Here is a 12,899-nt window from a genome sequence, read left to right on the forward strand (position 1 = left end):
TAAAAACTTGTCAGGTATCATTTAATCTTTAATTATTTTACTACTTCAACCCACTGACCTGGCTTTCGAGCATTAATATTATTATCGTACATCGCCTCGCAAGAAATGGTTGGCAAATAATATTTACCTACATAAGCAGCAGTTAATGAAATGCTAAAAGTTTTGCCCTTGTATTTGCCCAAATCAAAATATGAATATACACGATCATCACGTATATCCTGATAATCGGGCATATCATGCTCATTTACCTGATCCACCTCACCAAATCGAGTATTCAAAATCTCCCAACCCGATGGAAAGATCTGTGTCAAGGCCATTTGCTCATACTTGTTAACTCCAGGATTTTCAATGGTAACCTCTGCTTTAAAATCGGTTCCTTGTTGTAGCTTACTTACATCAATTTTATTACCCTGCATATCCTTGTAAACAATTCTTAGCTTCAGATTCCTTTCAACTGCTGTGCTATCGCCGACAACAGGAATTCCACTGGCAATTACCCTTGCATAAAGAACTCCGTCTGATAAGTTTTCGACTTTCACATTCGGTTTTCCTGATTGCAGATCAATTGGAACTTGTTTTATCGGGCTGTAACTAATCATTTCCTCCGATTTTCCATTTATAGTGTAAGAGAATGACATTTGTCCGGGTGTTTCACCACCTGCAAACTCAGCCATGGCCACCAAACAGTAGGCTGTTGTCTGAGTACTCATCCAGGAATCGCCCGAGAGTCTTTCTGATATCTCTTTCACCAACGGAAAGGCTTTTGTTCTTTGATCCATTACACTTAGAGTCTCTAAAATCATGGCTTTATCTCGTAACGAAGAACCAAAACTACCCGAATGCTCACGGTATTCTTTTACTTCAGTACTTAAACCTGCAATCAATTCTTCGGCAACTTCCTTTTTACCAATAATTCTGTAGGCTGCTGCCAATCTCCATTTAGCATCCTCCGATAAACTACTTTGTTCTCTTAATCTGTTCATCGATGCCAAATCCGGAACATCGGCCAAAGCTAAGGTGTATAATCTATATGCTTGCAACAAATCATTTCTGCGATAATAATATCCATTGTAAGTAGATTTCTTCCATGATTTTGCAGCAGATTTCTGATACCTTAACCACGACGATTTTAAACCAATAGGCAAAGTGTAGCCTTTCTCCTCAGCCATCAACATAAAATGACCCGCGTAACTTGTTCCCCAAGAGCTTACATAATCTCCTCCCGGCCAATAGCTAAATCCACCATTTGCCAACTGAAACTTTAATAACCTGCTCAATCCCGCACGAACATTCTCTTCAATTCTTACTTTCTGATCTGCCGTAAGCTCCACAATACCATCCAGGTACATTTGTGGAAATACCGAAGAAGTTGTCTGCTCAATACAACCATGCGGATAATCAATCAGGTACTCTAATCTCCTTCCAAAATCGATTGGTGGAATATTTGAAAGTTCCAATACTGCTTTGTTGGCTCCCGGCATTCCCGGCAAGTTGACCGACATTTCGAAGCTTTCCCCTTTATTAAGTAGTGTATCAGTTACATTAACCACTCTAGGATTTGGATTTCGAACATCCAATTCAATATCGTAAGTTGCCTTTAAGCTGCCACTTTCTGCAACAATTTTAACCCTTGCAATGCCCAATTTTGCAGCTACTTTCAAATCAAAATTAACAACTTGCTCGCCTGTTTTCTCAAACATTATTGTTTGTTCATTGCCATCCTGAGGAATTAAAAATTCGTTGGGCTCAATTCTCACTTTTACATTTTTAACTTTTGGATCCATGGCAAAAACAGTAACCGGTAATTTCACCCTTTCCTCAGGCCCCACAACTCTTGGCAAAGTAGCCAATACCATTAATGGCTTGCGAACTTTCAAAGTTTTCTCAGCACTTCCATAAGCACCCTTATTACCTGCCACAAGCATTGTCCTTACCGATCCAACATAGTTTGGCATTTCAATTCTGTGCTTTTTGGAATCACCAGAGTGCAAAGTGAATGGTCCATAAAACATCACAACCGGTTTAAACCTGTTTGCTTTAGCCTGTTTTTTGCCTTTTAGATCCTCATCACCACCAATGGCAAATGCATTCTCTAAACGAGCTCCGAAAGCACCCATTACCATATCAAACATATCCCAGGTTTTAACCCCAAGAGCTTCGCGAGCATAGAAAGTATACCAAGGATTCGGAGTCCTGAACCTAGTTAAATCGAGCAAACCATCATCAACTACAGCAATGGTATAAGTCATAGGCTTACCGTCTTTTTCCGATACATTCACCACAAATTCCTTTTCAGGTTCCAACACTTCCGGCATATCAATTTGTGGGTTCAATTTTGTATTCGGATCTTCCACCTTAATAGGAATAACACCATACATTCGAATTGGCAAATCATTCTCTACATTGGCATGCGGCTGAATCAAACTCACATGAACATATGCATTTGGAGCCATTTCAGGGGTGATATCAAAACTAAATTTTGACTCTCTTGAATCTGTTTCAACCCAAAATGCATCCAAAACTTTTGCACCGGTTTCGATACTTACCAAGGCTTTACCAGTTTTTGATGACGGAATGGTCACCACTGCCTCTTCGCCAACCTCGTACTTGTCTTTATCGGAAACAAAAGAAAGCAGACTGGCATTTCCGGGCATTCCTTGGGGCGATCTTCCATAGTATTTCGAAAAATAAGCTGTAGTTCCTGCCGAGTGTCCACTCTCCTTGTCGAATACTTGAATCAAGTATCGACCATAGTCCGACCAGGTTCTGTATTTTATATTCAGCTTATAAATAGCCTGTCCATTTTTCGTAGAAATGGTTTTGTGATCAACCATACGGGCAGATGACCTTCTGATGTATGATGCAAGATTTTCCCTACTGGAATCCCACCACCAACGCCAGCCAATCTTGTAAACTTTTATTTCAATCTTTTTCTTGTCTACAGGATTTCCTTCTGCATCAACAGTAGCAATTTTAAGCTCATGATCCCGATCCGTTAAATACCAACCTCTATCAGACTTTGGCATCTGCATACCTACAAAGGAATTGTAAGGAGCAAATTTCACCTTCTGCATATCAATACTAAAATCACCACCTTCTTCGAACACTTTCGTGATAAAATTCGCATTCAACATGCCTGGTGCCGATTTGTTTCCTTTCAATTTAAGAGGAACCACTGCTTTCCCGTTCTGATCAATCTTGCCATCGAATACAATTTGTTCGTCGGCATCAAACTCTTTGGCAGGATCATCGAAAATATATGATTTGTAATTCTTAAAAGATGTTTTTGTGGTAGAGAATTTAAGGATCACATTCGATTTCAAATTGCGAGCAGTTGCTCCATGCAACCATTTCACCTCCATATCAAGATTTTGACCTGAAGCTTTCGATTTCAAAATTTCCGTTCCAAAATCAAGCTTTATTTTCAGGCGGTTTGGTTTTACGGTCTCAATCTTAACCCTTTTGGTAAAACTAGCGCCACCTACTTTCACTTTGGCCATCCAGTTACCTGTAGGAGCTTCAGCATCGGTTTCACAATTAAAGGAATAAAATCCATTTACACCACTTGTGCTCACCCTGTGCACCAGCGTCTGCCCTTCCGGGTTGATCAATTCAAAAATCACAGGATGATTTTCGGGAAGAGTTTTACCCGCATCTTCTAAAACAAAAGTGAGGTACAACTTATCTCCTGGCCGCCAAACACCACGCTCTCCATAAATAAACCCTTTAATTCCTTTTTGCACTCTCGCCCCTCCAACATCAAAATTACTTAGCGATAAGGCCGATCCATCATCCAATCGAAGGTATCCGCATTGCTTTCCTTTTTTGGCAACCAACAAGAATGGCTTTCTATCCAATTGCACACTGGCAAAACCCTGATCATCTGATTTAATCCTAGCCATCAATTGCTTTTGAAAGTTATAAACTTCCAAATCAACACCCGATTCAGGCTGTGCAGTAAGCAGGTTCGTCACTGCAAAAGTGATGGTTTTATCCTTTCCTGCTTTTGCAATTAAGCCCAGATCCGAAGCAAAAATATTTCGCTTAACAAATCTGTTCGATCGATAATAGGAAACATGACAAGGGTTCTCTCTTTCTCTCCAATTATAGCCTGACGGATAATAATTACTGCTATACCAACCAGGTTCGTCCCAATCCTGCATTTCTTTTTCAAGTTCCTGCTCAGCAATCATTTCATCAACAGAAGTCAGATTATCATCTTGTTCTTCCTCATCTTCACAACCATATAAAGAATATTCTTTTCTAAATCGAAGTTCCAAACGATATATTGCACCAGGATCTACATTTATAAAATTGGAAACATCAATGGTATGTGCATTCCATTTTCTTAAATCGATGGCTTCATTCTTCCCCAAATCGATTTTCTTTTGCATGATTAATCGACCAACTGTCTTTAGGTACTCATCTCCATCGAATCTGTTGTTCTGAAAGAACTGATGAACATTATTTTCAAAGATTTCGATTACCCGCAAATCAACTGCTTTCAGGCTAACCGCTTCGAAAGGTAAAATTAAGCCTTGCGAGGATGGCGAAATAATCCCCTTGCCTAACAATCGAACCGTTGGCTTAATATTTTCAAAAATCAACTCCAGCTTCTTGCTCTTTGTTAAGGAATAATCCAAAGCATTTTTAATTCCTTCTTCTATTTCAATGGTTCTTCTTCCCGCCAATCGATACTTTGGGTAGGCTCTCACTTCATTTCCATCAACAATAAACCTGAAGGTTGATTGAGCATCAATTCGAATTAAGCCTTTTAAATTTTGATCCTTTTTTAACGGATCGGAAAAGCGCAACGAAACATACTGCTCGGGTTGTTGAATCACTTTAGCACTCATCAGTTTAAACACATTCAAAGCAGGAATCTCAATCTCTTTTTTTCCACTTTCGTCAACCCCTATTTTTTTCCCATTCCATCTAACAATCAATTTCCTTTTATCTTCGGTTCTTTGTAAGCTATCTACCACAAAATGATGAAGCTTACCATCTCCTGAGTGAGTCCAACTAATTGGTTTCTCTTCACCATCCAAGCTAGCCGTCAATACCGATTCTATTTCATCATCGTTGATAATATCTGCTGTAGTGATATATCCTTTGTATTTCTGAGAAATCATATCCGATTTATCGTAGGATTGCAAACCTTCGCCCGTAAAGCTGAAACTTTGCTTAATCACCTGAAAGGTAAACTTCAAGTTGCTATACTTTTCAGGCACTTCCAACAACTTCCCAATTTTTACATTCACATGATACACCCCGCCTGATTTCATTCTCGAATCAGCTCTAAACTCAATGGTTCTAACATCTTTCCAGTAAGCTTTGCCACTCACCTTTGGCGAAATACTAAATATACCAGCTTCCAGTTCTTGTCCTGGCTCAATCTTATTTTTGTAGTCTTTTACCAAACGGATCTCAATTACCGATTCGGCTGACACAATTCCCGAGGTAAATGCTGCAATGTATTGCCCAAATCCGGGATCAACTTTTCGCTTTGCTACTTTTTTGTTTTTACATGAGTTCACTGCCGTAAGCAGAATTAACGGCACAATTAGAAGGTAGGCAAATTTTCTCATTTTGGATTTTTGATTGAATTAGTTATATCAGCATAATGTTAACTATTGAAAACGAATAATCAAACTAATAAAGAATCATATTGATTCTAAATAAACTGCAAAAAAAATCGAACAGACTATTCTATTCGATCTCATTAAAAGCACTTTGCGCTTTATCTTATACTTTTCATTGATAGCTATTTCTTCTTAATCTTCGTCAGTTCCATTTTTCGAATACGAGCACGAATTGCACCTTTAGTTCTTTTCAGTTTTATTGCCATTTCACCAACTGGCACACCATCAAAAAACAAGTTGATTAATTCATCATCATCTCCCCTATTCCATGGTTTGTAAGCTTCTTTATGCTCTTTCTTTATCGTCTTGATTTTATCAAAATCTTTCTGATCCATGACTTACTTTTTAAATGATCTTTTCCTTCTTCTTCCGTTTGATCCATTTCCATTCGAAGCGCCCGACCTGCGTCTTCTCCAATCCTTTTTACCTGAATTATTTGGCTTACCAGTACGCGATTGAGATTTTTTCTTCTCCGTTTTCTTTTCTATTTGGCTATCATCCTTAGGCATATCCGGCATTTGCTCAGCAAGAAAAGGATGGTCTTTCACCACCGGAATGTTTTTTTTGATCAAGCTTTGAATATCCTTTAAGTATGGCATTTCATCCTGACTACAAAACGAGATGGCCTCTCCGCTAGCATTGGCTCTGCCCGTTCTACCAATTCTATGAACGTATGATTCAGGAATATTTGGCAAATCGTAATTTACAACCAATGCCAAACCAGCAACATCAATTCCACGAGCCGCAATATCGGTTGCTACCAATACTTTGGTAGTGCCCTCCTTAAAATTGTTTAGTGCTTTTTGTCGGGAATTCTGCGTTTTATTACCATGAATGGCCTCTGTATTAATATCAGCCTTCTTCAAAATTCGCACAATCTTATCTGCTCCATACTTGGTTCGCGAAAACACCAAGGTAGAACCCAACTCTCTTGACTTTAACAAGTGAGTTAGGAGTTTCGATTTAGCACTTTTGCTAGTAAAATAGATTGACTGTTCTACACGCTCGGCAGTAGTTTGCTGTGGTTGAATCGTAACCTTTTCAGGATTTCCCAGAATCTGTTTCGACAGGCTCACAATTTTAGGAGGCATTGTTGCTGAAAAGAACAATGACTGTCGGCGCTTTGGCAGCTGATCAATAATTCTTCGGATATCATAAATAAAACCCATATCCAGCATCTGATCGGCTTCATCCAACACAAAATACCTGATATCTCGCAAGGAAATAAATCCCTGATTGATCAGATCCAATAATCTTCCGGGAGTTGCAACCAACACATCAACACCCTTAGCCAAAGCTTGGGTTTGAGCTCCTTGCTTTACTCCACCAAAAATTACGGTATTCTTAATATTGGTATATTGTCCGTATTCGGTAAAACTATCTTTTATCTGAATTGCCAGCTCCCTTGTTGGAGTAACAACCAAAGCTTTAATTTTTCTCTTTCCTTTACCTGGTCCATCCTCCAATAAATTTTGAAGTATCGGAATGGCAAAAGCAGCAGTTTTTCCGGTTCCTGTTTGGGCACAACCCAAAAGATCTTTTTTTCTTAATAAAATAGGAATAGCCTTTGCCTGAATTGGAGTTGGATTTACATAACCTTTAGTCTCAATCGCTTTTAATATTGGTTCTGCAATATCTAATTTGTCAAATGTCATATAATTGTATAAATGAGCGGCAAAGGTAAACGAATAGTTTGGATTAAAAGCACATTATTAGTATTAGTTCTAAATCAAAGCATTAGAAATAAGAAAGCCACAATTACTTGCGGCTTCAATTTGTATCTGATTACGGTTCATTGAGAGCTGTTAGCTAATCAATGCGGTTCCAACTGAAAACTCACCATCCATTGAATTCCAAACTTATCGGTAAGCATTCCAAAATATGCCCCCCAAAAAGTATTATCCATTGGCATGATTACATTTCCACCCGCCGATAGTTCAGTAAAAATACGATCTGCTTCCCCTTTCGATTCTGTATCGAGCGATAGTGAAAAATTATTCCCCTGTGTTGGAAAAGGGCCAAAAGCTTCGGAAGAATCGCTTCCCATAAGCACTGTTTCTTTACTAATTGGCAATGAAACGTGCATAATCAAATTCTTGTCTTCTTCGGGAACAGGCGGACAGTTATCTGATTGCGGCATTTCTCCGAATCGGGACAGATAAGAAAACTCGCCACCCAAAACCAATTTATAAAAGGCAAAAGCCTCTTCGCAATTTCTTTTAAAATTCAAATAAACATTAAGTGTTGCCATGATTTTTATAATTAAGCTTAGTACTAATTTTAACGATGTACTCAAATTACGTAAGATCCAATCCAAAATCAATATCATATCTCTATTTAGAATATAATTTTGGCTTCCGTAACTGCCTGTGAGGAAAGTTTTTATTTCTTTACTTATAACAGCCACTCCTGTAAACTCGCTCCTGTAAATTTGCAATTTACAGGCTCTGAGCATAGGATTTACAATCCGCTTGCATCTCAAAAGAATATATATTCTCAACTCGCTCCTGTAAATTTGCAATTTACAGGTTCAGAGCCCAGGATTTATAATCCGCTTGCATTACTCAAGAATATAAATTCTTAACTCATTCATCCCTGATTGCAAATCAGGCATAGCAGAATTAAAGTCAAGCATTATCATTTTGTATAAGTATAATGCCCAATAATGGTATACTTATTCAATAAATCTTCCACTACCTGACCAGCACCAATATTGTGAACAAATAAGGGTCTTTTTCCATCTCTTGATTTTAGATCTATAACAACACCAATGTGAGTAATTCCTCCTCCTAAATCCCAACAAACAATATCACCCGGTTGATAATCTTTAGGATTTCGTGTCTTTACTTTTATGATTCCATGGCGTTCAAAAAACTTCATCAGGTTGGGCACTCTTCGATGATCGATATTTTTGTCGGTAGTCTTCAAACCCCAATTGTTGGGATACAAAGAAAAGTTAGTTTTCATATCCTCATGAACTTCCTTTTGTAAATCAATACCCAACAAACGGTAGGCTCTAATCACCACATCGGTACAAACTCCTCGGTTTGACGGAACATCACCATTGGGGTAATCAATAGCAAAATAAGATGGATCGTAAACCACATGTTGTTTGGTGAGTTCTTTTGCCGCATCTGATAGTTTTTGACTAAAATCTTGAGCAAACGCAAGAGTAGAAAATAATAGAATGGAAAGACTTAGTATTATTTTTTTCATCTGTATATGTTTTTTTCATTTATCACTCGCTCCTGTAAATTTGCAATTTAGAGGTTCAGAGCCCAGGATTTATAATCCGCTTGCATTACTCAAGAATAAATATTCTTAACTCGCTCCTGTAAATTTGAAATTTACAGGCTCTGAGCCCAGGATTTACAATCCGCTTGCATCTCAAAAGAATATAAATTCTTAACTCATTCATCCCTGATTGCAAATCAGGGATAGCGCGCTAATGTGCATTTACATTATAAACTTAAATCCTTTAATTACACCATAATCACATCAATCAAGCCCTTTTCACCGGCATAATCGCAAGCAGAGCTGTACTTATAACACATTGCCTCATCAACAATCTCAGCTACTACCGGATTATTATGGATATAATCAATTTTCTGTAATAAAAATTGCTCAGAATGGATCTCCTTAGATTCATTTCCTTCTTGCCAAAACTTGAATTCTACATGCTTCATAAATTTAGCCTTAAACTGAAATCTATCCAACATCCACTCTCTCCTACTTTCAGGGTTTTCCTGAATTGCTTTAACAATTTCCTTACTTGTAAATTTCTTAAAATCGCGTAAAATATCCGGTAAATATTTATTGTCATCAGCACCAGCAATCATGTGTAAATGATTACTCATAAGACACCAAGCGTAAATATTCAAGCCTTTATTCTTACAACAGTAATTTAGCGAATCAACAAGAATGTGCTTATACAATGAACGTGTAAAAACATCAACCCAATCAGTCACCGTACAGGTTAAAAAATAGATATTTCCCTTAACCATAGGATTTCTCTTACTCATATGTTATTCTATTTTTTGGTTTAATTAGCCATAGCTCCTGTAAATTACAGGCTCAGAGCATAGGATTTGTAATCCACTTACATCTCAAAAGAATCTAAATTCGTAACTCGCTCCTGCAAATTTGAAATTTACAGGCTCTGAGCCCAGGATTTACAATCCGCTTGCATCTCAAAAGAATAAATATTCTTAACTCATTCATCCCTGATTGCAAATCAGGCATAGCTCGCTCCTGTAAATTTGAAATTTACAGGCTCTGAGCCCAGGATTTATAATCCGCTTGCATTACTCAAGAATATAAATTCTTAACTCATTCATCCCTGATTGCAAATCAGGCATAGCAATTTAGCAAAACAATTTACTTCCTTCGCTCTGCAATCTAAAATTTATTGCTAAATTCATTTTTTTATTTTCTAAACCATAATACCTACAATAATAAAATGTCAGACACAAAATACCTTGAGCAACTGATGCCGGAAATTAATTCCATTCTTGATGCCGACATCAAAAAACCATCGATACCTTATGAGATTTACATTTACGAAGCTGAACGATTGCATACAAGGGCAACGGAAGATTTGCCGGCACTTCTTGCCATAAATATGCCTAAAGAATTACTTGATGAATTATATGCCAGAACCATGGCTTTTCGTCGTGCTCAGCTCGATTGGACAGAAAAAAGCAACGAGAAGAAAGAAGTGAGAGCAGCATGGAAAAAGGCTTTACCCGAATTCAAAAAACTCCGCTTAGATTTGATAAGGACTTTTCAATTTGCTTTTAGAAAGGATAAAAACTTAAGCGAGTTTATAGCTAAAATCAAAAAAGATCAATCGCATGCAGACATAAGCATGAATTTATACCAGTTGGCTAAATTAGGAGAACACAATTCACAGCTCCTGGAAGCCATCAATTTCGATTTTTCTATACTTGAACATACCAAAAAAGAACATAAGCGAATGTCAAACCTATTATCTGAGGTTCACAGCTTAATGCATGTTGACAATAGTAAATTATCTGTTCGAAACAAGGCTTTTAGTTTACTAAAAGAGTGTGTTGATGAAGTGCGATGCTATGGCAGGTTTGCTTTTGCCAACCAAAGTAATCTGGCTAAAGCATATAGTAGCGAATACAGAAGGGAAAAGCAAAGAGAGTATCAAAAAAGTAAAAAACAAAACAATGCTAATTAAAAAATAAAACCTCCACTATTCAAATTAACTATGCCACGTATGGCAAAAATATTGCCACATATCAATAAATTATCACCACAGCATAAAATAATATTCACACATATTAAACACAAAACTCCACATTCTATACACATACTACCACAGCAGGTGGAATTTTACAATTTGAATGTGGATATACTTTTATATAATGTGTAGATATTGCTTTAACATGTGGGCGATATAAAATCATACGAGGCGATCATTTAAATTTATGTGGAAAAATGATCTTAATATGTGGCATAATTACTATGGCAACAGGAAGCTAATAATTCTTACTCATTTGACTTGCTATAAGATATAGAATTGTATAAAGAAGGTATTTTAATGGAACAATGTCAGGTATGTTGGAGCAATCAACAAAAAAGGGCAGCCATTTGCTACCCTTTCGTGATCCAGCCAGGATTCGAACCTGGGACCCACAGCTTAGAAGGCTGTTGCTCTAATCCAACTGAGCTACTGGACCGGCCTTCTAGAAACATAAAACTAAAAACTTTTTTTTGAGAAAGTCTTTTGTGATCCAGCCAGGATTCGAACCTGGGACCCACAGCTTAGAAGGCTGTTGCTCTAATCCAACTGAGCTACTGGACCATTCCTTAAAAGGCGATGCAAATATAGTGATTTATTGTTTTCCTAAACAAATAGTTTATCGTTTTTTTTCAGTAAAACTCGGGCGCAGCGAACTAAACGCTTAGCATTCAGTAAAAATACAGCTTACAAAACTATTACAATCCGAAAAGATAAATACTCGAAAGATATTTTTCGATTTCGAGGGAGAAATTATCTTTGCAGTTCAATTGAAAAGTATGACACGCACTTACGCCGGAAATATTCCCAAACTGTATGCTATTAAAATTGGTAAATGGTTTATGCTTACCATGCCTATTATTGTACTGTTCTATCAGGAAAACGGATTAAGCATGCAAGATGTTTTAACCCTTAAAGGGATATACTCGGTAGCCGTAGTGATTCTTGAGATTCCTTCGGGATATTTGGCTGATGTTTGGGGGCGCAAAAAATCTCTTATTCTGGGAAGCATTCTTGGCTGTTTGGGCTTTGTTGTATACTCATTCAGTTATGGATTTACTGGTTTTCTTGCTGCTGAATTAATCTTAGGAATTGGCAGTAGTTTTATTTCCGGCTCCGATTCGGCCATGCTTTACGATAGTCTGCAGAAAATGAAAAGGGAAAAAGAATATTTAAAGCAAGAAAGTCGCGTAATGTCTGTAGGTAATTTTGCCGAAGCCATTGCAGGAATTGCTGGTGGCAGTTTGGCACTAATCAGTTTGCGAACCCCCTTTATTTTTCAATCTTTTATTGCATTTATTGCCATTCCGGCTGCATTTTTACTTCTCGATCCAAACCAGGAATCCAAGCAGTCAAAAGCCGGATTCAAACACATCCTATCCATTGTAAAATTCTCTCTTTGGGATAGTGCCAAACTGCGCTGGAACATCATTTTATCCTCGGTTATTGGTTGCGCTACACTAAGCTTGGCGTGGTTTATTCAGCCCTATTTAAAAGATCTGAATATGGAGGTTAGCACCATTGGTGTGATATGGACCATGCTGAATTTAACTGTTGGCTTTGTTGCATTACTGGCTTACAAAGTGGAAGGCTGCCTTGGAAAAATCGGAACATCCGTTTTTATCGTAATCGGAATTTCGGGTGGTTTTATTTTAAGTGGTTGGTTTCATTCCTTAATTGGCGTTGGCGTTTTGTTCTTCTTTTATTTTGTAAGAGGTATCGCCACTCCGGTTTTAAAAGATTACATCAACCGAATTACCGAATCGGATATGCGTGCAACGGTACTGTCGGTGCGCAATTTTATTATTCGAATTTGTTTTGCTGCAATCGGGCCATTCCTGGGTTGGTATACCGATCATTACAGCATTTCGTCTGCCCTAATGCTGGCCGGAACAATTTTCCTGGTATTGGGTGGTGTGAGTGTGGTCTTTATTCGTAAAGTAGAAAAGTAAAGAGTTAGTTCACAATCTCAACTTTTAAATTTTCAG

At 37.8% G+C, this 12,899-nt stretch carries 8 protein-coding genes and 2 tRNA genes; 2 read left to right on the forward strand and 8 right to left on the reverse strand.

The annotated features are described in order from the left end of the window. Nucleotides 1–32: 32 nt before the first annotated feature. The 6 genes from ACO05S_RS03640 to ACO05S_RS03665 all read right to left on the reverse strand — a co-directional run bounded on the left by ACO05S_RS03640 (nucleotide 33) and on the right by ACO05S_RS03665 (nucleotide 9,664). The gene (locus ACO05S_RS03640) at nucleotides 33–5,588 is read right to left on the reverse strand and encodes an alpha-2-macroglobulin family protein (protein ID WP_421920189.1); all 5,556 of its coding nucleotides are present in this window, start codon (nucleotides 5,586–5,588) and stop codon (nucleotides 33–35) included. A 176-nt stretch (nucleotides 5,589–5,764) separates the two neighbouring features. Continuing rightward, nucleotides 5,765–5,977 carry a hypothetical protein gene (locus tag ACO05S_RS03645; RefSeq protein WP_421920190.1) on the reverse strand — a complete coding sequence of 71 codons (213 nt, stop codon included), beginning with the start codon at nucleotides 5,975–5,977 and terminating at the stop codon, nucleotides 5,765–5,767. A gap of 3 nt (nucleotides 5,978–5,980) precedes the next feature. Continuing rightward, nucleotides 5,981–7,297, reverse strand: a complete 1,317-nt coding sequence (locus tag ACO05S_RS03650; protein ID WP_421920191.1) for a DEAD/DEAH box helicase — start codon at nucleotides 7,295–7,297, stop codon at nucleotides 5,981–5,983. A gap of 158 nt (nucleotides 7,298–7,455) precedes the next feature. Then, nucleotides 7,456–7,893 carry a VOC family protein gene (locus tag ACO05S_RS03655; RefSeq protein ID WP_421920192.1) on the reverse strand — a complete coding sequence of 146 codons (438 nt, stop codon included), beginning with the start codon at nucleotides 7,891–7,893 and terminating at the stop codon, nucleotides 7,456–7,458. A gap of 386 nt (nucleotides 7,894–8,279) precedes the next feature. After that, the gene (locus tag ACO05S_RS03660; RefSeq protein ID WP_421920193.1) at nucleotides 8,280–8,858 is read right to left on the reverse strand and encodes a DUF1287 domain-containing protein; all 579 of its coding nucleotides are present in this window, start codon (nucleotides 8,856–8,858) and stop codon (nucleotides 8,280–8,282) included. Nucleotides 8,859–9,124: 266 nt separating this feature from the next. Then, the gene (locus tag ACO05S_RS03665; RefSeq protein ID WP_421920194.1) at nucleotides 9,125–9,664 is read right to left on the reverse strand and encodes an REP-associated tyrosine transposase; all 540 of its coding nucleotides are present in this window, start codon (nucleotides 9,662–9,664) and stop codon (nucleotides 9,125–9,127) included. A 437-nt stretch (nucleotides 9,665–10,101) separates the two neighbouring features. Between ACO05S_RS03665 and ACO05S_RS03670 the strand changes: the two genes are divergently transcribed. Beyond that, complete coding sequence (locus ACO05S_RS03670; RefSeq protein ID WP_421920195.1) at nucleotides 10,102–10,848, forward strand: hypothetical protein; 747 nt, start codon at nucleotides 10,102–10,104, stop codon at nucleotides 10,846–10,848. Nucleotides 10,849–11,275: 427 nt separating this feature from the next. Here ACO05S_RS03670 and ACO05S_RS03675 read toward each other — a convergent pair. Beyond that, a tRNA-Arg gene (locus ACO05S_RS03675) sits at nucleotides 11,276–11,350 on the reverse strand. Between the two features lie 50 nt (nucleotides 11,351–11,400). After that, a tRNA-Arg gene (locus ACO05S_RS03680) sits at nucleotides 11,401–11,475 on the reverse strand. A gap of 215 nt (nucleotides 11,476–11,690) precedes the next feature. Here ACO05S_RS03680 and ACO05S_RS03685 point away from each other — a divergent pair. Then, the gene (locus ACO05S_RS03685) at nucleotides 11,691–12,863 is read left to right on the forward strand and encodes an MFS transporter (RefSeq protein ID WP_421920196.1); all 1,173 of its coding nucleotides are present in this window, start codon (nucleotides 11,691–11,693) and stop codon (nucleotides 12,861–12,863) included. Nucleotides 12,864–12,899 lie beyond the last annotated feature (36 nt).

Source organism: Marinifilum sp., from assembly GCF_965230805.1.
Lineage (GTDB): Bacteria > Bacteroidota > Bacteroidia > Bacteroidales > Marinifilaceae > Marinifilum.